This window comes from Kineothrix alysoides, assembly GCF_000732725.1.
Taxonomy (GTDB): Bacteria; Bacillota; Clostridia; order Lachnospirales; family Lachnospiraceae; genus Kineothrix; species Kineothrix alysoides.
The window spans coordinates 1,736,315-1,756,399 of the sequence record NZ_JPNB01000002.1 but is presented as its reverse complement, the minus strand read 5'-3'; the positions used below and the strand labels follow the sequence as shown (position 1 = coordinate 1,756,399).

The window sequence follows — 20,085 nt, the reverse complement described above, 5'->3', positions numbered from 1 at the left end:
AACCGCTTATTCCTCTTCATTCACGACTTCCCTGATGACAAATTGGGGGGAATTATTCATAGAAATATACATTCTGCCGATGTATTCTCCTATCAGGCCGAGCATTAGCATAATCATTCCTCCTATAAATACCAGCGCCGACATCATGGAGCTGAAGCCCATGGGAACAGCCGGATTAACAAACTTTTTAATTACCGTATATATCCCGTAAATAAATCCCATAGAAGCAAACAGACAGCCGATAGCCGTTGCTATGCGAAGAGGCTTTACGCTAAACGCCGTAAAGCCGTTAAACCATAATCCAATCAGCTTCCCAATGGTATAGCCGGAGGTCCCTACCTCTCTCTCCCTATGATGTACGTTCACGTTAGTAATACGATTCGTCGCCCGGAGCACCAGTCCGATTACATAAGGATATGCATTGGTATACCGCTTCATCTCCTCCACCACGAACCTCTTTGCCGCAAAATAACTGGAAACGTAAATATCTTTAGGCTTGCCCAGCATGAGCCTCGCCATCTCTTCGTTTACCCAGCTTCCGAAATTACGAAACATAGAGTGCATCTTATGGCCGTATTTCGCATATACCACGTCGGAGCCCTTTTCGATTTCCGCGAGCAGCTTGCCCACTTCATCGGCAGGCGTCTGTCCGTCGTCGTCCAGGCATACAACCACATCTCCCTTTACATGGTGAAAACCTGCCATGAGGGCCGCGTGCTGTCCAAAATTCCTTGCAAGATTAATGCCTTTAATTTTCTTATTATCCGCGCACAAAGTACGAATTACATCTAATGTCTTGTCCGGGGAGCAATCGTCTACCAGTACGATTTCGTAGTCGTACTTCTTCCCCTCCTTGTTCAAGCCTTTTACCGCTTCCGTTATTTCTGCCACAACCTTGGAAAGTGTCTGCTCCGATCGGTAGCAGGGAATCACGAAGCTTATCAGCTGACTACTGTCATTCTTTATATCTATATCCATCAAGTACATATCCTTTTTCTCGCCATCTGAACACTCTACGGCTTTTAGTGTAGATTTCCTGATAAAACCCGCTTTTTCATAACTGCTGACCGCGGCATCGTTATCGGTAAATACTCTCAATATAATCTTATGAAGCTTCATGTTCTCAAAGGCAAATTTTACCGCAAGCTCCGCGGCTTCCGTTCCGTAGCCATTTCCCACCGCATCGTCTTCTCCGATGAAGATGCCGTACTCCGCTTCTTTCTTGTCCATATCCACGTCCCTGAAATACACGCTTCCGATAGGGCGCATCCCTTCTTTTTCACAGATGATGAACTGAACGGCACTTCCGGTCTCCACCCTCGTCCTCATCCAGTTTTCATGACTTTCCGGAGTAAAGGCTTCCCTGAAAATGAAGTTCCTCCTGACCCTTTCCTTATTCCTCCACTCCACAATATAATCCGTGTCTTCATAAGTCATAGGTCTAAGTATTATATTCTTCCCGATAATATTCATAATCTGCATAAAGCCCTTATGCTCCTTCCCCGCGTAAAAAAATTATTTTATAATCAATCCGCAATCTCTTCTGCCATATATCCCTGGATTTCATATACGCCCATTATTCCGTTTATGGTATCGATCAGCTCTACTTCCGTCTCTACTCCCTGATCCGCATAATAGTCCGTCAAAAAATCCGTTCCCATTTCAAGCTTCACCATCATATAAACATTTTCACTGTAGGCCAGCGCCTCCTGCATGGAGCTTAGTCCAAAGGCCTTCAGTTTCTTGTCATAAAGCGGGCTTTTGTTCAGCCACCCACCCATGATGTCGTAATTTGCAATATGATTATTTACATTCTGAAACAGTTTCTCAGAATACGGTATTAAAGTAACGGAATCTGATACCGAAGAATATACGTCGATAAAATAAAAATTATCCGGATGAGCGCGGCAATAGTCCTTCATCGCTATATCTGTCGTATTTGCTTCCCTGCGCGCGGCATATTCCCTATCTACCTTCCCTATTCCTGCCATGAGGGAAGCTGCCGCCGTCAGCGCCAAAACTGCGGGGAAAACTACTGTCGCTTTTATCTTTCCACAGATTCGTGCTTCGATCCCCCGGCTTTCCACATGAAGCATAGCCCATAAGATGCATAATTCTATCAGATACAAGGAGTGTGTTATGCGTTCCGGGGAACGTCCGTTCATAAGAATATACATCCAGAGCACGGTTCTTACAAGTCCCATAAGAAACAGCTTCCAGCCTATTTTCCATACTCCGCAGCAAGTCCGCTTACCGTGTACTGCATCATGTTCCTTTGTCAGGCAATCCTTTGTCAGACAATCCTTTGTCTTGCATACCTCATTCCATATTCCCGCGATAAAAACAGAAATATACGTCAATACCACCATGACATTCCATGGATAATCGTCAGGAGTCGCCGAGCCTTTCGGCTCCCTATGGAAAGTTCTATACTGGTATTCTCCCAGTTTCTCCACAAGATTTTCTCCCACAGATACCGTTTGCTTCTTGGCTTCGGATTGGTATTTCGCCATAGCGTTAAGCATTCCCGCATCTAAGGTATCATCCATGCCGAAATTATATCTCTCAAATAGCATGTCCTGCTCCGCTCTCGTAATTCCCAGCCTTTCATACAGCTTTTCATTCTCTTCATAGGATGGAATTCCTTGAAAATCGTATAACTCGGTCCTGCTGTCGAAGTAATCGATAAACTTCCTCCAGCTCCCACCGCTGTAAGCCGCATCATTTATCACATAAACCAGTACGATACCCGCCAGAATGCTTCCGATAACGCCTAAATATTTCACTATGTTTTCCGTAGAAAACAGCGCTCGCTTCCCATAGACCTCTAAGGACCACCTATATATGCCCGCCACACAAATAAAAGGCATCGCCAGAAGAAGCATTTCCGAACGTATGCCGAATGCCACAATAACTAACACAATGCTGCATAGGTTCTTTCTTATAAATTTACTTACTGCCGGTTCATCCGCCGACGTAACGAACAAAAAAGCCGCCGTTCCTGCCAGCAATGCAGAGGTTACCGTATATTGTATAAATATAAAATGCGGCAGAAAAAGAACCGACATCACAAGGCCCTCCAGTACTGCCATCAGAAGCTTGGAAACCGTACTGTTCCGAAAATAAAGACTTCTTTGCACAATGAGATAAAAGCAGACAAACTGACAGCTGCACAGAAAAATACCATAAACCGGCATCTGCGGAAAAATTCTGTAAAACAGGCTAATCAGCAGGCTCATCGGATACATCATCTGTACGTTACGGCTTTCCGGCTTGCCCGTATAGACTCCTGCCAGAATATCTTTCATTACCACATCGTCATTTAAATCGAAATAGTAATCATACCGAACCGCCACCAGCACGCCCAGAAATATCATGAGCACCGCCGCAATTATTTTATTTTCATTTTTTTTATAGAACTCTCTAAGCACCATAAAATTCCTTTACCTTACCGGCAATGTAATCCACTTCCTGTTCCTTAAGTTTATAGAACATCGGAAGCCTCAACAGTCTTTCGCTTTCCTTTGTGGTATATATGTCTTCTCCGTGGAATCGTCCGAATTTTATTCCTGCCGGAGCCGAGTGGAGCGGTACGTAATGAAACACCGAAAGAATTTCGTTCATCTTTAAGAAATCGATGAGGGCTGTTCTTTCTTTTATGTCCTTCGTCTTTATATAGAACATATGTCCATTGTGGATACATTCCTCCGGCACCTTGGGAAGCTCTGCTTTTCCGCTTTCCATAAGAGGTCTTAAGCTTTCATAATATTGCTTCCATCTCGCCAGACGGATATCGTTGATTTCATCCGCCATTTCTAACTGTGCATATAAATAAGCCGCATTCATATCGCTGGGCAAATAGGAAGAACCATGATCCATCCAGCGGTATTTATCTACCTGACCTCTGAAAAATTTGCTTCTGTCCGTACCCTTTTCTCTGAAAATTTCCGCATCTTCAATGTATTTCTCATCACGGATCAGCAGCGCACCGCCTTCTCCCATACTGTAATTCTTCGTCTCATGAAAGCTAAAGCAGCCGAAGTCACCTATGGTTCCAAGCGGCTTTCCTTTATAAGAGGCCATAATACCCTGAGCTGCATCCTCTACCACGATAAGCTGATATTTCCCCGCAATTTCCATGATTTTATCCATCTCGCAAGACACACCTGCATAATGCACTACCGCAATCGCCTTCGTTTTTTCAGTAATGGCATCTTCAATGAGATTTTCGTCTATGTTCATCGTATCCGGCCGTATGTCCACAAATACGATTTTGGCTCCCCTCAGCACAAAAGCATCCGCCGTAGATACAAATGTAAAGGAAGGCATTATCACTTCATCCCCTTCCTTTATCTTCGCAAGGAGAGCTGCCAGCTCAAGCGCATGAGTACAAGAGGTTGTAAGAAGGCTCTTTCTCGTACCCGTCCTTTCCTCTATCCATGCACTGCACTTATGGGTAAATTCCCCATCTCCGCATATCTTCTGATTTTCTACCGCCTGCCGCATATATTCCATTTCTTTTCCTGTAAATGGAGGTACATTAAAGTTAATCATAATATCCATTCTCCCTTTCGGTTTTTCTACTGCCGATACACCTTGTAATTTTCATTTTCAAAGATACACTGATATTTATGCACCGCAATAAAATCCAGAATCAAATCCGTTTTTTCTCCGGGCACGATTTCCTTTCCCGTATCGTTATGAAGAACTATCATGGGCAAGGTATCTATTTCCTCAAGCGCCCGTTCGAGGGCATCATAGGTGTTGCTGGGTATCTCAGGCCAAGTAGTAAAAATTGCGGAGGGTATATCCAGAATATAACTAAGTCCCGGTGCATCTCCCCAAAAGATTGCCGGTTCCTTAGGAAGAGCCTCCTCCTGCCAAAACGCGATAAGTCCGGTCAGGCTTGCCTCATTCTCACCGGTCGTATTCATCCCTGCCAGCACACTGCTGTTTTCTACCTGCGAGTCTCTTTTTTCTCCGTATATACCGTCCCGGAACACATATAAACATCCAAAGCCGATTCCCTGTACAAGAGTCATCAGTATAATCGCCGCCGCAAATGCCTGGAGCGGAAAATAAACCGCTCGCCTTCCTGTCTTTAACCAGATACGATAACAAGCCCATAAGGTATAAGGTGCGACCAAAAACAAATTATTCATATTCTGATAGGTGTAATTATTGCTTCCAATTGGCGTGATTATGATAACAATGAGTACGATAGCCGCCAGTATACGCTCCTCCTTGTCCGACTTTCCGGAAATAAAACCTCCAATTCCTGCAATACAACAAACGACAGACAAAATAAGAAACAGCATCATCCACTGAAAAACGCTTCCTTCATTATAGTAGCGCAGGGAAAACATCCCCTGCCCCAGATAAAAGCGAATCAGTATTAAAATTCCAACGCAGTACAAAAACTTTTTAAACTTTTCGTACCGGCCCTTTTTTATATAGAACATAATGATTCCTGCGAATATACATGGAATCATATAAGCAATCCACTTTAAAGAGGATATATATGCACTTGCAATATCGGAAAGCATTCCCATAAGAGTGTAATCGGACGCTTCCTCCGTCATCCCGAACAGTCCGCTTATCATGCCGATAAAAGAATCCATTCCATACCTTACAATTATGATAAGCAAAACACTGCCTATTCCCGCAAGGTATCCGGCAAGGCAAAATCCCGTTTTCTTAATGATATCCCAATTTCTATCCTTATTCAACCAACCCGCGAACCACAGCGCCACAATCAACGCTGCTTCCATAAGGTTGGGAAAGCGCACCATCACATTGAGCCCAAGAGTTGCCCCCGCCAATATATAGTAGCTTTTTCTATCGCTTATTAACGCCTGATAGAAAAGAATGCCTCCCGCTGCAAACAAAAAATAGGTCAGATAATTATACAAAATCGTCGTAGGGCACCAACAAAGGCTAAGAGCAATCATCTCTCCTATAAAAGCTGCCCACCCGTTCATCCGGCGCCTTGCCGCATAATAACACATGAAAGCCAGAACGCTTAAAAACAGCCCCGTGTATAGATTCATACCCAAAAGCGTATTTCCAAGGGGCAGCCTCATCAAAAAAGAGCCTGTCACATTCGCCAGATAAGTTGCCAGCACCCATGTAATGTCCATGCGGTCCATAAAGCGATAATATCCCAGCGAATAGGTCGTATCCGTAATATCGATACCCTGATTGATAAGAAGCAAGGGATAAAGAAACAATATAAGCGGAAATACTGTCTTCTCCGCTATTTTGATATATACATTTCCGTTCCCTTCCCAAGCCGCAAGAGTTCTCATTCAAATACTCCTCTGTCCGCCTCAGCGAACACTGATTTCAAAAGTTGAAAAACTGCTGTCGATTTTCTTAAGCCATGCCGCCGGCCTCGTTTTCTCCAAGTTCCTTCCGATATAAGCAAAGATAATCCTGCGTATTGCGTCTATAGAACTTCCCACCAGATACACCAAAAACACCGACAACAATAAATGAACAAAAAAGCCGCCTATGCCCGCTTCGCTTACCGGTCCGATAAATTCATCCAACCATCCGATCCATATCGAACGGATATCAATATGCTCATGAAATAAATAAACCCCGAAGGTCAGAGGCGATACGGCACATATGATGCCAGCCGCTTTCTCCGGTATTCTCACGTAACGGAAAGCATAGAATAACGCTACTGCGCCCGCCAGACAAAGCAAATAATTATAGTGAAACGGCACCGTAAAGTAATAAGCAAATGCCCCCGTTTTTCCGTTAATATAATAAAATCCGCATACGATAGCAAATATGGCAAAGGCACAGCCCGCATAAGTGATCCATGCACGCCTGCCTGTAGAAAAAGCTCTCAACCCATACAGCCTGATATAAGCCGCTATCAAATAAACGCATAAAAACCAACCAAAATCATAACCGAACCTGTCTGTAACAAACTGCACCGGCGAAATGCTTTTGAACCCGCAAAAGAAGACGAGCAGCAGTACAAGCGTAACTTGCAGTTGTTTCTTGCTCATCGTTTTCACAGCCAGATTGAGCACCGGCGTAAACAGATACAAAATCACATAAGAGGTTGCAAACCAATAATGCTCCGTCCCTATAGGAAATAGATACTGTATCCATACATAAATGCCGCCCGCTTCATTTCCTGCGACTCCGCTCCCCAACATAATAAGGGGAATGAGCATCGAATAAAACCACACCTGACAAATAAGAATCACGATTCTCTTTACTTTGAATCCTGCTTCTACCAGAAAATAACCGCTAATCAGCACATATACGTCAACAGCCACGATACAAAAGGACTCTATAAGTGTCCCTATGATTTTCTTCGCATCCGCACTTTCCCCCAAAGAAAGCAATGCTCCTGTGTGATTCAAGTAATGCAGTGTCACCACCATGAACATTGCGATGATTCTTAATAATTCGTAGTTTGCCTGACGTTTCGAATTCGACATACGTCTCTCCCCTAAGCTTCTTTTTTCCTGAACACCCAAAGCTTACTAAAAACATAATTAGATACGATTACGATTACATTACATATAAATTTGGAAATAACATCGTCCACGCGAATTACATCTACTAAAACATACATGAGGATGAGTTCCATGATTCCCGTTACAATTCTTGCGCTGATAAACGATACGAATTCTTTATGGACTCCCGTTTTATCCGTTATCTTGCTTTTAAATACGAAGGTGCGGTTGGTCCAATAGGCGAAGAGAACCGCCACGACCCATGCAAAGGATGTCGCTATCAGTACCAGTACTACCTTGTCCTCATCCGCGCCCAACACTTTAGCCGCCGCCGCGTAAGCGAGCATGTTTACAAGAAATGCGAGGAAACCGAAGAATAAATAGCTCACCGCCTCCTCATATTTTTTGTACATATTCATAATAAATTCTATCATTGTTTCTTCCTTCTTGCTCCCTGCAATCCCTTCGTTTTATATTACCTTTCCCTCGATGCTTGTCCGTTTTCTACGCGGTAAACGATGTCACACTTCTCAATCGTCTGCAATCTATGGGCAATAATAACCAATGTCTTTCTTCCGTGCAGGCGGTTGATCGAATCCATAATTGCCGCCTCCGTATCGTTGTCCAGAGCAGAAGTCGCTTCATCCAGCACCAATACCTCCGGATCTTCAAACAGCGCGCGGGCGATACCGATACGCTGCCTTTGCCCGCCGGATATACGGATTCCCCTTTCTCCGATTCCCGTATCCAGTCCTTCGGGAAGCCCTCGCACAAACTCGTCAAGCTGTGCTTCCTTTAGCGCCTGCCATACCTTCTCATCGTCAATGTCCTCATCCGCATAGCCGAAGGCCACATTTTTACGAATAGTAGAATCAATCATAAAGATGGTCTGAGGAATATAACCAATATTTTTCAGCCAAGACTCATAATGCTCCCTAACCTCTAAGTCATCTGCCAGTATTTCGCCCTCCTGCAGGCGCAGAAGTCCCAGCATGATATCGACCACTGTAGTTTTCCCTGCTCCTGAGGTTCCTACGATTCCAACAGACTTACCTACCGGAATACTCATCGTTGCCTTATCGAAGATAAGAACGTCGGTATTTGGATACTTATACGTGATATTCTTTAAAAGTATCTCCCTTTTCACCGGAAGCTTTTCAATATTTCGTTTTTTCTTATAAACCTCTTCCTTATAATCGATATTTTCATCCTGGATATCCTCCTGCAGATTATCCGTTACTCCCATGAAAAACGGTTCAAAATAAGCGATAGAGGTCAAATAATTATTGATACGGTTGGCGCTTGGTATCAGGCGCATTGCCGCCACTGCAAGAGTCGTAATCTGAGGCACGATATCGCCTACCGCCGTTCCTCCCGCTATTTTTATCATCAGATAAAAGACCATTCCTGCAATCGCCACAGTCTCTATCAAAAGCCTTGGGGTCGCATTAAATATATTATAGCGCTGTACCGCATTCACATATCCTGCTCCGCATGCGGAATATTCGTTAATAAAATAGTTCTCTTTATTTGCTACTTTAATTTCTTTAATACCCATGACCGACTGCTCAATCCATTTATACAGTCCGCTATAATAGTCCTGATTCTCTTCTCCGGCCTTACGCATGATGGGCTTTAAGATTCCTTTTATTACAAGAAGCACCACAACTAACAGTATCGAAACCGTTGCCGTCATCATTATATCCGATTTCAGACATACAAAAACCAGACATATGAATACAATCAGCTCACTGAAAAGCTGCAAAAGACTTAAAATCAATCCATACATATTATTGACGTCGGAAGTAATACTGCGCTGAATCACCGATGTATCCGCGTTCAGATAATATTCATATGGCCGTTTCATAAAATTAATCATCATTCTTCTTGAAGTAGCGAATTGATTGCTGTATACGAATTTAAGCTGTACCTTATTTTGGAAAAATAAATAGGAATTCTTCACAGCGAACACCACAATCAAGGCTCCCATAACCGCCATCGTAAATTGTGTAACACTCTGCATATGGAACATATCGTATATTGTCGATAAAAGTTTACTCTTCTCAATTGCATTCGGATCCGTAATTACCGCCGCAACGGGATAAACCATTCCGATTCCCAAGGTCTCCAGCACTGCTCCTATGAGCATGATGAATACGAGCCCCACCATCTTTTCCTTCTGTTTTCTATCCAATAATACGTTTAACTTTGCCAGTATTTTTCCCATTAGATGTCTTACCTCTGCTTATTTATTCCATCGCTGCTCTGCCTTTTTGTGTCTTGCTCATATTGAGCCTGCCCCCAAAGAAGCGTTTTTATATTCTAACATATTTACTTATAGGATTGCAAATTTCTGATTCTGCATTCTATAGTACTTATTATCTTTTCAGATACACCGAATCTTTTTGAAAAAATTCCGCTGCCGCCGTATTGGGCCATTCATTCGCATCTTCACCGATATCATACAAAAACAAGGGGCCTGCTGAAACGGTAAGCGGTTTTATCTGAGCGTCCTTAATATTTTCATCCATTAGTATTTCATACCGTACATCCATTTCCCTGCCATACTGTGCCGCTTCTCCGCTTGCCAGATATTTTACGGTGCGGGTCATCGCCGTCATTTCATACCAGTGAGTATTCACCCCAATTAATACAGCTGAAAAAAGCAGCAGATATATTTTATAAGTATTCCATATATTCAAAAAGCCCTTACTGTATTTCTCTTCTTTGTTTTCCCCCGCTTTTTCTCTTATTACCCGGAGCAGCCATCCTGTCAAATAAACAATATTTATAATCAGGCTGAGCGTGAAATAGAAGAAGATTAAATTGGACATTCTTCCGAAAGGAGCTCCTACACCCGCATAATAAGTCGGTGCAAACATAGCCAGATAGCTTCCAAATGTCATTATTACGAAAAATACCGGATACTTAAACGGGAATTCATAGCTCTTTCCTACCATTCCTCCAACAATAAATAAAGTAATAATTATCATTGATATTAATATTACCGGATTCCCCAAGAAATCGGAACGAACTACTTTCAATCCACTATAAATAGATTTATAAATTACCGTAAAAACTTTATGTATATTAAAGCCAATCTCGCCTCCCCGAACGCTGGTTCCCGGAGCTTTCATATTGATAACTGCCGTTACTGTGAATACCATAAGAGGTACAAGCAAATAAAGTGCACGCTTCCTAGATGAAACAAATAAAAACAATATAAGAATAAGCAAGAGTGGAAATAGCACAACGGTCAAATAGTTGCCCCCGCCGATAAAAAATGCTGTAAATATAGCAAAAAACAGTTTTCTCTTCTGACCTCCTCGGATAAATTCGAGGCAAAAATATAAAGAAAGCAACATAATCGCATATGCAAGGGTATAAGCTACCGCTCCGTTAAACCAATAAAATGCTTCTCCTGTAGACGGTATATACTGTATTGTAATTAGCAGGTACAAAAAAGTAATTATTCCATAAACCGACTTATTCATTTTTAATATTTTAACCAATATGCAATATATTAAAAGGGCGGTTCCTCCACAAAACAAAAAAATCATGATGTAGGGCACAATAAAATAAGCACGGGGATGAAAAATTTCCGGCTGAAACGCTTGTACGAAAGTCGTTGTAAATGTTCCCTGCCATTCGTTATATATATCTTTCGTCGTCCGAAGTGCAGTGGAGGTAAAGTGTACAATAGAATGTGTTTCATCCCAAACTTGCTTTCGCACGCTGGCATACCATCCAAAATCGTCCGCTGAAGCACGGGAATATTGGGCTGCTACCAACATAGGAATTATCGTCACTCCAAAAACCGCTGCTATCCCCTTCATAATCTTATTATCGTCGAACCACCGTCCGATTCTAACCATCATCATTCGCATTCTATCCATACATTCTCCTAAGTATCCATGAATTAATCAAATCATCTCATTGAATTAATCAAATCATCTCATTCTGCCTGTGCATCTCCGGCGGCTCATAATTGTCCATAAAGTCCTCACCCAAGTACACGATTTCTTCCGCGAAGCGGATGGAGGAAGGCACCGTAAATACGGAAATTACCCGCCTAAACCTAAGCCCCGGAATGAAATTAAGAACTTCCATAGGAAACTTGCCGTCTAAAACAATATACCGGGAAAACAACCTATGATAATCCAATACATCTCTCGGATGAGGTTTTATCATAATGATTGTATCCTCACCGCAGGCATGGCCGTACTGCTCTATCACATCGCGAAAAAGCCTTTCTCTAACTTCCAGACTGCATAGCGGCTCCGTTAACACAAGTACTTTGTTCTCACCGCCCTCACGAAGCTTTCTGGCGATTTCATCCATGTCGGCAATAAATAAGTGAATTAAAATATCCTTCGCCTCTTCGTCCAAAGCCTCTACTAATTCCGCTCTGGGTTTTTGGACATACTTGGGGCAGGGATAGGGCAATATGGAAATATCGTTTACTTCCATATCAATGCAGTATTTTGCCCAGCCATTCTGGATGAAAATGAGATTCAAGGATGCCATAAATGCTTTCAGCTTAAAATGTCCCCGGTTGTCATAACGGGCTGTATCGTAGGTGCTGATGCAATCCAACCCGTCCTCCAGCGCGTGATACTTTATCTTCTTATAACTTAAATAATAGCCAATCGGATCGGAATCGCAGAATACATAAACATCCTTATATTCTTTAAAATCCACCGGCACATAGGATTGCTGCAATTTTCCCAAAAGTTTTGTGTATTTTATTCTGTCGATCATATTGAGGAGAAGATTTCCTCTATCCGTATGATACTTCATAAGCTCCGGAAAACAAATATCCTCTTTTTCTTCAAATATGTACACGGCCCCAAAAAGCCCGGATGCTTCCGCCCTGCTTTTCAAATCTCCGAAATCGTTGGACATCGTGCTGAGTAACAGCTCCGCACGCCCTCTTCTTTCCAGCGGAAGGTTCAATTCCTTCAGGCATGCGACGTATACATGATAATAAGTATGACAGACATATATTCTTTCTTTCATGTCTCCTATTCCTTTTCCATATCGATATGAATAAATTCCAGCGCTTTTCCGGCGATGTCCAAGGCTTCACCCGCGGTCTTTCCGCTGGCAATCACATGCCCCAGTCTGTCGTTGCTGGACTTCGTTCCGTTTATTTCATCTCCGGCCTTTTTATACAATACGAATTCCTCTAATCCTTCCAGGGCGTGGATATCCTCCTCCACTGCTATACTCCTAATTCTTCCCGGAATCCCCGGTATAAAACGGATGGCAGAGCCCTTTTCCCATCTGGCTGACAAATCTGTTTTCTCTCCGGCAGCCAAAAGTACGGAACTGCCTACCATGTCCACTCCGGTGGACAGAGGCACAAGCTTTGAAGTAATGAAGTCTCCGCCCAGCCTTGCCGCAATTTCTACGATTTTCGGTCCGCTTTCGGTTACCTTTATTTCCGTATGGGAAGGACCGTTCTGCAACCGTATTGCTTTCACAGCCTGCAATGTCACCTTTCTTATCGCTTCCTTGACCTCCCCAGGCAAAATGCTCGGCTGAGAATGTCCCAATTCCACGAAGTACGGAGGCGGGGTTATGAATTTATCCGTAATCGTAACGATAGTCGTTTCCCCGTTTACGGTCATGGACTCCACGCTCACTTCCGCACCTGTCATAAACTCCTCCGCCATGACGATTCCATTTCTGGAATTGCTCTTGCTATATTCATAAATTTCTCTTAATTTTTCATCATCAATTTTTATAAGTCCTACGGCTTCCTTCTCCGAATCTGCTGCCTGCCCGCTGCAGTCCCTAAAATCCACAAGCACGACTCCACGGCTTCCTGCGTTGTCCGCAGGCTTCACAATACAATATCCGTTAAGCTCACTTACCGCCTTTTTCAATTCCCCGAAATCATGTATCGCATAATATGCAGGAATAGGTACACCATTTTCTTTCAGTCTGTCGCGCATATGACTTTTTATCGTAGCGCACAAGGAATCTCCATAAGAAAGATCCGGTTTTTTTCCAAGCTTCTCATTCACATAAGCAGCGGTGCGCACCGGCCCGTCGCTGGTAGAGGTAATTACCACATCCGGCTGGTAAATAAGTGCCTGCCTGTAAACCTCCTCCTGGTCCAATGTACTGACTACAAGCTTCACATCGGCAAGAGGAAAGCCTGGTGCATTCTCATCATAATCCACAAGAATAATTTGGAAGCCCAGCTCCTTTGCCTTTTTGATTGCCGGAATCTGTAAGGCACTGGCTCCTAAAATCATCATTTTTTTTTGCATGAGCATACTCCCTCTCAATGTTGATGACCAAACTGTAATCTTTGTCACCCTATATATTTCCAGTCCAGAGGGGTTCCTTTTGAAAGTGCCTCCTTTGCCCGTTTTCCTAAAATTTCATCAAAATACATTGTGTGCATACCAAAAGCCGGACGGATGGAACGGACATTCTCTTTTGTAAATTCCTCCCCCGCTTTCATATCCTTTACTACGAACAAGCTCCTTCCGTCCTCTCTGCTCTTCTTCTGCTTCTCGGTCAATTCATAGGTTACCTTACCGAGGGCTTTTTCCACAATACGGATATCCGTTACCATTTGTTTGAATTCTGCCGGCTCCATGGAAAATGCTGCATCCGGTCCACCATCCCCGCGAGACAGTGTAAGGTGCTTTTCCACCATCTTAGCTCCAAGCGCCACACTTGCCACCGCTGCTGCTGTTCCCATGCTATGGTCCGACAAACCGGTGATACAGGAAAACACTTCCGCCATATTCGGTATTACCTTCAAGTTCATATCCTCATAAGGTGAAGGATAGGTAGAGGTGCATTTTAACAAAATTATCTGATCGTTGCCTTCCCCTCTACACGCTTTCACCGCTCTCTCTATGTCCTCCAGATAAGCGATTCCTGTAGCGAAGATAACCGGCTTACCTATCCGGGCAATCTTTCGTATCAGCGGTATGTCATTAATTTCAAAAGAAGCTACCTTGTACGCAGGCATGTCCATTTCTTCCATAAAATCCACAGCCGTCTCATCAAAAGGAGAAGAAAAGCATTCCATCCCCAGCTCATTTGCAAGCTTCATCAGCTTAGGCTGCCATTCCCACGGCGTATATGCCGTTTCGTAAAGCTTGTGCAGAGTCGTTCCGTCCCAGATCGTGCCCTGCGTTATTTGAAAATAATCGTTATCACAGTTCAGCGTAATCGTATCAGGCATGTAGGTCTGCAGCTTTACCGCATCTGCCCCCGCCTCCTTTGCTGCCTCGATGATTGCCGCAGCTCTGTCATAGTCCTGTAAATGGTTGGCAGAAACCTCCGCCACCACGAAGGTCTTTTCTCCCTCTCCCACATAACGGCTGCCAATCTTAATTTTCTTCTCCATTTCCATCCTCCTCCATCATACGGTACTTGATTTCCGCCAGCTTCCAATCCGAAGCATTATCAATATCCTGCACTTGCGTCTCGGGAACCACGATCGGTACATAGCCTTCCTTCAAGTCTCCTCTGCAGGCGCGGTATTTTTCCGTATTGTAAAAATAAAACTGTCCGCAGTCATGATACATCGTCTCCAAGTCCTGGGAGCGCTTCATTGCGTTCTCCGGATAACAATATTCCAGTCTGCCATCCCTTATCGCCATCCCTCGCTGCGGAGGAAAAGAGAAGCTGACCACCGGCATAACGCCTGAAGCATTGTCCCTTTTCAAGATATGAAACGCACTTTTTAGCTTCGCTGCCGTAACGAATGGGGCGGTGGGATAAATGCACGCCATATATTCGAAAGTCTTTCCTCTTTTTTCGTATTCCTCCAGCACCTCTAAAAGCACATCATCCGTAGTCGCGTAGTCGTCCGAGGCTGCATCACTTCTCATAAAGGGCACACTCGCGCCTGCCTTTACCGCGATATCCTCAATTTCTCTATCATCGGTGGAAACCATCACTTCATCGAACAATCCACAGGACAACGCTGCCTCGATGGAATAGCAGATAATGGGCTTACCCAAAAATTCTTTTTTATTTTTCCCCGGAATCCTCTTACTTCCGCCTCTTGCGGTAATAACCGCCACTGCGCCTAACTGCATCTTGTTTCCTCCGCATTCTATAACTTTATGATCTCCTCCGCAATACGGGCCGCTCCGTTGCCATCCGTCACCTCATGCAGCTTTTTTTTCATCTCACCTCGCAGCTCTTCATCCTGAAGAAGCCGTTCCAATTCATCGCATATCCTCTTTATACAGCCCACTCTGTCTGTTCTTATATCTCCTGAAAAAAGCATTCTTTCCTCTTTATCGAAAAAATCGCTGTCATATTTCTGATTGTCCGCACAGACAAAAAATACCGTAGGCACCTGCATAGCACAAAGCTCGAAAAGTACGGTACCCGCCGCCGATACAGCCGCCTCGCAGCCGCCCATAAGCTTCGCCATATTTTCTACATTGCGATGCAGCACGATTTGCTCATGTCTGTCCGCAAGCGCTTTCAACTCATCTTCTCTTTGATGGAATCTTCCTACCACCGTGTCGAGCACAACGCCCGAAAGCGTCTCTCTCGTTACAGCCTCCGCAAGAATACCGGAAAGAGCGTTATGAACATCCCCGCCTCCGCTGCTTAACAGAACATGCCTCTTCCCTTTGCAAAAAGCACCGTCCTCTTCGGAGAATTCCTCGCGGAGGGGTACGTACTCCGTACCTAAGAGCAGCTTCGTATCCTGCCCGTAAACCTCCTTATAGGGGAAGCGATGGTGATACGCATTGTAATTAATGATCATACGCACCGGGTAAACAGCTTCAAACATATCATCGATATAAATAACATCACATATTTTCTTCAACGCTTCAAAATATATGATAGCATACTTGCCATTTGTCACCTGATAAGAATCCACCAGCAGTTTTTCACAGCCTGTCTCTTTCAGTTCAAAAGAAAGCGTCTGCAATTCGCTCTCCGGCTCCTTCCACTTCGTTTGCATGCATACATATTCCATACCGGCCTGCTTTAACATCGGAACGGCAAATTCATCAGCCACAAAGAAGCATACTCTTTCGCCCATTTTCATAAGCTGCTTTGCAATCGTAATGCAGCGCATGATATGCCCGGTAGCAATTTCTTCATTGGCATCCGCCCTTATTCCTATAGAATATCTGCCTCCTGCAGATATTTCATTCATACGGGTTATCCGTTCGTAGTCGAAAATCGCATTCCTTATTTGCTCCATCGCCTCACTGCCATATCTTTGATCCATAGGCAATGCGAGAAGATGATCGAAGATATATCTTTCCTCCATGGAAAGATAACCTTCATTCTCCTTTCCTACGGGCCAGAGCACCGGAGCATACACATCCCTCTTTCGCAGAAATTCCTGAAACTCCTCCCGTTCCTTGGCATAAACCGGAAAATACAAAGGCGCTGACTTCTCTTCCGGATATTTGAAAACGGGTCTGACACTTTTTGTGTCCTGAAACACCTGATGCAGCTGCTTATAATTCTCATTTCTCCTTCGCTTGCACATTCCTTCATTTTCTCTATCCAGAATTTCTCTCGAAATTTCCGATATGGAGTTTACATCCGAATTCTTATCCAGCCATTCCTCCATCTCTTTGTTTTTCTTAAGATAGGCTTCCTTCAAGGCTCGTTTTTCTCCCTCGTCCTTCCCTCCGTAAAGGTAATCCCACTTATCAGTCAAAAGTTCAAGCCTGCTCTGCGTAAATTCTCCGCTGTCTTGAAGCTCCTTTTTCGAAAGGGGCATATCGGAAGCTACGAAGCCTCCGTCCGGCAACGGATACCATTTTCTAAGGCTGCCTATTACGTAATCGGCCTCTGCTCCCGTCTCCTCCAAATAATAGGACTGCGTCACATCCTCCATAATGTGAAGCCCCTGACTGCGCCATTCTTTAAGCAAAGACCGCATCGGCTTCCATGTATCCATTCCGTAATAAGGATGGATAAAGAGCAGACCCGGTCTTATATGTTCTATCTGTTTTCGAAGCTCTTCCTGCGCTGCCTCCAGATTCTTTCCAATATGATAAAAATGAAGTTTCCACCCTTCCTGCTCAAAGGGGAAAAATACCGTATCGCACATATAGGCAGGCATCAGGCATTCTTTTAAGATTTCAGGCTCGTTTTCCTCAAGGCTTCTAAGAGCCCATGCAATCGCCTCCCTGCCGGACTGAGTGTATGCGCAGTATTTTTTATTGTATTTCTCCACTTCCTTTAAATATAGCTCTGCCGTGCCGCCTAAGCGTCCTGCAGATATATTTTCCGGATCGATTTCATAAATACTTCCTATTTCCATAAAAGAGCCTTTCCCTATCTATGTCCAATCACTCCTACCGCACAGGCTTTTCTCCACCTTCGGTACGCCCATAACAATTTATAATACAGCATAAAAAAAAGCGTAGATTTCTGCTGCATTCTCACCAGCTTCTTCTCTTCCTCATGAGTTCTTTCCAAATAATACGGATTCTCCATAAAATCAGGGAAGGTCTGCCTCATTTCTTTTCCCAGCTTCTTCACAAAACGATACTTCGTATGCGCTACGCCGGCCATATATGTGAACAGCGTATTGACATAAAACAAAAGAGTAAAGCTATATTCCAGCTCAGAAGCAAAATCCTCCATATAATGATGACGTCTCGCCTCTTCTAACATCAACCGGCCTGCCTCCATGCGGTCTTCGCAGCGCTTCGGCGAAATCGTATGAACAGTGGAGGTTTCATGCTGATAATAAAAATAAAGAGGCTCTTGTATATATTCAAAGTGTCTCGCAAGTATTAAGTAGGAATTTCCAAGCGCATTATCCTCATAAAAGATATTTTCGGGAAACCAAAGCTCATGCTCTGTAATCATTGACCGCTTAAAAATCTTAACTACTAAGCTCCCTCCATCCAATATGAGGCTGCGCCGTTTATCTGCAGTAAGTACGCCGCTTTGCTGCGCCTTGTTGTTATGCACGACCTGCCCGACCTCCATGGAATGTACATCCGTCAGGCTGTAATCGCAGCCCACCAAGTCGGCACCCGTTTCCTCAGCTCTTTTCAAAAGACGTTCATACATATCGGGAGTGATCCAGTCGTCGCTGTCGATGAATCCGATCCACTCCCCCTGAGCCAGTCTTAAGCCGATGTTCTTTGCCCCGCCCTGACGCTTATTCACTTCGGAATGTACCGCTTTGAATTTTTCAGGAAAACGGATCTCATAATCCTTTAAAACGGCAAAAGAATTATCGGTGGAGCAATCGTCCACCGCTATAATCTCGTAATCGTTTATCGTCTGATTCACCAGGGAATTCAGGCAGTATTCCAGTTTTCCGTCCGCCGCCATATTATAAACAGGTATGATAATACTCAGCTTCATCTCCTGCACCGCCTTTTCATCATTTCGCATAATGCTGCGCGATTTTTGTTACTGCACGGATAACGTCCTGCACATCCTTATCCGTCATCGCGTAGTAAAGAGGAAGGCTGATCATCTCCTCGTATAACTTCTCCGCTTTCGGACAAAGTCCCTTTTTATACCCGAGCTTCTGATAGTACGGAAAGTAATAGGTAGGAATATAATGTACGTTACAAATGATGTTTTCCGCTGAAAGCGCCTCGAAAAACTGCTTTCTGTCTATAGTGAGCCGTTCCGGTATCAGTCGTAAAATATATAAATGCCTCGTCGTATCAGACTCGGGAATCTCTTGCTGCAGGGCTATCTGCGGAAGCTTTGCAAACGCTTCATCGTAAAGAGCAACGATTTCTTTTCTCCGACCCGAAAAGGCCGGAAGCTTATTGAGCTGACTGATTAAAAGCGCTGCCTGTATATCTGTCATGCGGTAATTATAACCCAAATCGATCTGCTCATAGTACCATGGACCATCCGGCTCATGCTCCATCTGCTTTGCATCTCTCGTTATTCCGTGGGCTCTGTAAAGCAAAAGCTTTTGATAATATTCTTCGTTATTCGTCAGTACCGCTCCGCCTTCCCCGCTGGTTACCGTTTTCACCGGATGAAAGCTTAGAGTAGTCATATCCGCAATAGAACCGTTTGGCTTGCCTTTATACTTTGTGCCTATTACGTGTGCGCCGTCCTCTATCAGCACTAGCTTCTTTTCCCTGCATAAGGCTAGGAGCTCGTCTTCTTCAATAGATTGCCCGGTAAAGTCCACTGCCACTACAGCTTTCGTCTTCTCGGTAATATGTGTCTTCACCGATGACGGGTCAATATTATAGGTCCTATCGTTAATATCCGCAAATACTGGTTTGGCGCCAACATAAAGAACACAGTTGGCGGAAGCTGCGAACGTAATCGGGGTGGTTATTACCTCATCTCCCCGGGTAACCCCTGCTGCCATGCAGGCAATATGAAGAGCAGCCGTGCCGTTACTGCACACAACCGCATATTTGGCTCCTGTTATTTCACACAGCTTCTCTTCCAGCTCAGCGATTTTAGGGCCGCAGGTCAGACAGTCGCTTTTCAGTACATCCACCACCGCCTGAATATCTTCTTCATCGATATATTGATGTCCATAAAATATTTTCGTATCGCGCACGGGAGTTCCGCCGCAAATTGCCGGTTTTTCCATCTTATTGACCATATCTTTCTCATACCCTTTCCGGTTCCGAAATCC

Annotated in this window: 15 protein-coding genes; all 15 read right to left on the bottom strand. The window is 44.1% G+C overall.

Translation table 11 applies throughout. The annotated features are described in order from the left end of the window. Positions 1 to 6 precede the first annotated feature (6 nt). The 15 genes from CC90_RS0119065 to pseC all read right to left on the bottom strand — a co-directional run bounded on the left by CC90_RS0119065 (position 7) and on the right by pseC (position 20,052). Complete coding sequence (locus CC90_RS0119065; RefSeq protein WP_081906057.1) at positions 7 to 1,482, bottom strand: GNAT family N-acetyltransferase; 1,476 nt, start codon at positions 1,480 to 1,482, stop codon at positions 7 to 9. A 44-nt stretch (positions 1,483 to 1,526) separates the two neighbouring features. Beyond that, positions 1,527 to 3,434, bottom strand: a complete 1,908-nt coding sequence (locus CC90_RS0119060) for a hypothetical protein (RefSeq protein WP_031392308.1) — start codon at positions 3,432 to 3,434, stop codon at positions 1,527 to 1,529. Next, positions 3,424 to 4,554, bottom strand: coding sequence for a dTDP-4-amino-4,6-dideoxygalactose transaminase (gene rffA / locus CC90_RS0119055; protein ID WP_031392307.1), 1,131 nt, complete (start codon positions 4,552 to 4,554; stop codon positions 3,424 to 3,426). Before rffA ends, CC90_RS0119060 begins: the two co-directional genes overlap by 11 nt. A gap of 26 nt (positions 4,555 to 4,580) precedes the next feature. Next, entirely contained in the window at positions 4,581 to 6,308 is a 1,728-nt protein-coding gene (locus tag CC90_RS0119050) for a glycosyltransferase family protein (RefSeq protein WP_031392306.1), read from the bottom strand. 21 nt (positions 6,309 to 6,329) lie between these two features. Next, positions 6,330 to 7,463: an acyltransferase gene (locus CC90_RS0119045; RefSeq protein WP_031392305.1), complete on the bottom strand. Its 1,134-nt coding sequence runs from the start codon at positions 7,461 to 7,463 to the stop codon at positions 6,330 to 6,332. An 11-nt stretch (positions 7,464 to 7,474) separates the two neighbouring features. Beyond that, positions 7,475 to 7,915, bottom strand: coding sequence for a GtrA family protein (locus CC90_RS0119040; protein WP_051869785.1), 441 nt, complete (start codon positions 7,913 to 7,915; stop codon positions 7,475 to 7,477). A gap of 41 nt (positions 7,916 to 7,956) precedes the next feature. Further along, complete coding sequence (locus CC90_RS0119035; protein WP_031392303.1) at positions 7,957 to 9,708, bottom strand: ABC transporter ATP-binding protein; 1,752 nt, start codon at positions 9,706 to 9,708, stop codon at positions 7,957 to 7,959. 151 nt (positions 9,709 to 9,859) lie between these two features. After that, positions 9,860 to 11,377 carry a DUF6056 family protein gene (locus tag CC90_RS0119030; RefSeq protein WP_031392302.1) on the bottom strand — a complete coding sequence of 506 codons (1,518 nt, stop codon included), beginning with the start codon at positions 11,375 to 11,377 and terminating at the stop codon, positions 9,860 to 9,862. A gap of 49 nt (positions 11,378 to 11,426) precedes the next feature. Beyond that, on the bottom strand, positions 11,427 to 12,500 hold the full coding sequence (locus CC90_RS0119025; RefSeq protein WP_031392301.1) for a glycosyltransferase family 52: 1,074 nt from the start codon (positions 12,498 to 12,500) through the stop codon (positions 11,427 to 11,429). A gap of 5 nt (positions 12,501 to 12,505) precedes the next feature. Next, positions 12,506 to 13,762: an ATP-grasp domain-containing protein gene (locus CC90_RS0119020; RefSeq protein ID WP_031392300.1), complete on the bottom strand. Its 1,257-nt coding sequence runs from the start codon at positions 13,760 to 13,762 to the stop codon at positions 12,506 to 12,508. Positions 13,763 to 13,806: 44 nt separating this feature from the next. Continuing rightward, positions 13,807 to 14,859 (bottom strand): pseudaminic acid synthase, encoded by a 1,053-nt coding sequence (gene pseI / locus CC90_RS0119015; RefSeq protein WP_031392299.1) that lies wholly within the window; start codon positions 14,857 to 14,859, stop codon positions 13,807 to 13,809. Continuing rightward, entirely contained in the window at positions 14,843 to 15,556 is a 714-nt protein-coding gene (gene pseF / locus CC90_RS0119010) for a pseudaminic acid cytidylyltransferase (protein WP_031392298.1), read from the bottom strand. The genes pseI and pseF overlap by 17 nt, the downstream gene beginning before the upstream one ends. Positions 15,557 to 15,573: 17 nt before the next feature. Continuing rightward, a complete protein-coding gene (gene pseG, locus CC90_RS0119005; RefSeq protein ID WP_031392297.1) occupies positions 15,574 to 17,766 on the bottom strand; it encodes a UDP-2,4-diacetamido-2,4,6-trideoxy-beta-L-altropyranose hydrolase in 2,193 nt (730 codons plus the stop codon). Positions 17,767 to 17,780: 14 nt separating this feature from the next. Continuing rightward, on the bottom strand, positions 17,781 to 18,827 hold the full coding sequence (locus tag CC90_RS0119000) for a glycosyltransferase family 2 protein (protein WP_031392296.1): 1,047 nt from the start codon (positions 18,825 to 18,827) through the stop codon (positions 17,781 to 17,783). Between the two features lie 19 nt (positions 18,828 to 18,846). Further along, positions 18,847 to 20,052, bottom strand: a complete 1,206-nt coding sequence (gene pseC / locus CC90_RS0118995) for a UDP-4-amino-4,6-dideoxy-N-acetyl-beta-L-altrosamine transaminase (RefSeq protein WP_051869781.1) — start codon at positions 20,050 to 20,052, stop codon at positions 18,847 to 18,849. Positions 20,053 to 20,085: the final 33 nt, after the last annotated feature.

Bases quoted from the DNA above. Each gene is read 5' to 3' on its own strand.
- CC90_RS0119025 (WP_031392301.1), bottom strand. From the start codon at position 12,500: ATGAAAGAAAGAATATATGTCTGTCATACTTATTATCATGTATACGTC.
- pseI (WP_031392299.1), bottom strand. From the start codon at position 14,859: ATGGAGAAGAAAATTAAGATTGGCAGCCGTTATGTGGGAGAGGGAGAA.
- CC90_RS0119060 (WP_031392308.1), bottom strand. From the start codon at position 3,434: ATGGTGCTTAGAGAGTTCTATAAAAAAAATGAAAATAAAATAATTGCG.
- CC90_RS0119020 (WP_031392300.1), bottom strand. From the start codon at position 13,762: ATGCAAAAAAAAATGATGATTTTAGGAGCCAGTGCCTTACAGATTCCG.
- pseG (WP_031392297.1), bottom strand. From the start codon at position 17,766: ATGGAAATAGGAAGTATTTATGAAATCGATCCGGAAAATATATCTGCA.
- CC90_RS0119040 (WP_051869785.1), bottom strand. From the start codon at position 7,915: ATGATAGAATTTATTATGAATATGTACAAAAAATATGAGGAGGCGGTG.
- CC90_RS0119030 (WP_031392302.1), bottom strand. From the start codon at position 11,377: ATGGATAGAATGCGAATGATGATGGTTAGAATCGGACGGTGGTTCGAC.
- CC90_RS0119035 (WP_031392303.1), bottom strand. From the start codon at position 9,708: ATGGGAAAAATACTGGCAAAGTTAAACGTATTATTGGATAGAAAACAG.
- rffA (WP_031392307.1), bottom strand. From the start codon at position 4,554: ATGATTAACTTTAATGTACCTCCATTTACAGGAAAAGAAATGGAATAT.
- CC90_RS0119045 (WP_031392305.1), bottom strand. From the start codon at position 7,463: ATGTCGAATTCGAAACGTCAGGCAAACTACGAATTATTAAGAATCATC.
- pseC (WP_051869781.1), bottom strand. From the start codon at position 20,052: ATGGTCAATAAGATGGAAAAACCGGCAATTTGCGGCGGAACTCCCGTG.
- pseF (WP_031392298.1), bottom strand. From the start codon at position 15,556: ATGCAGTTAGGCGCAGTGGCGGTTATTACCGCAAGAGGCGGAAGTAAG.
- CC90_RS0119000 (WP_031392296.1), bottom strand. From the start codon at position 18,827: ATGAAGCTGAGTATTATCATACCTGTTTATAATATGGCGGCGGACGGA.
- CC90_RS0119065 (WP_081906057.1), bottom strand. From the start codon at position 1,482: ATGCAGATTATGAATATTATCGGGAAGAATATAATACTTAGACCTATG.
- CC90_RS0119050 (WP_031392306.1), bottom strand. From the start codon at position 6,308: ATGAGAACTCTTGCGGCTTGGGAAGGGAACGGAAATGTATATATCAAA.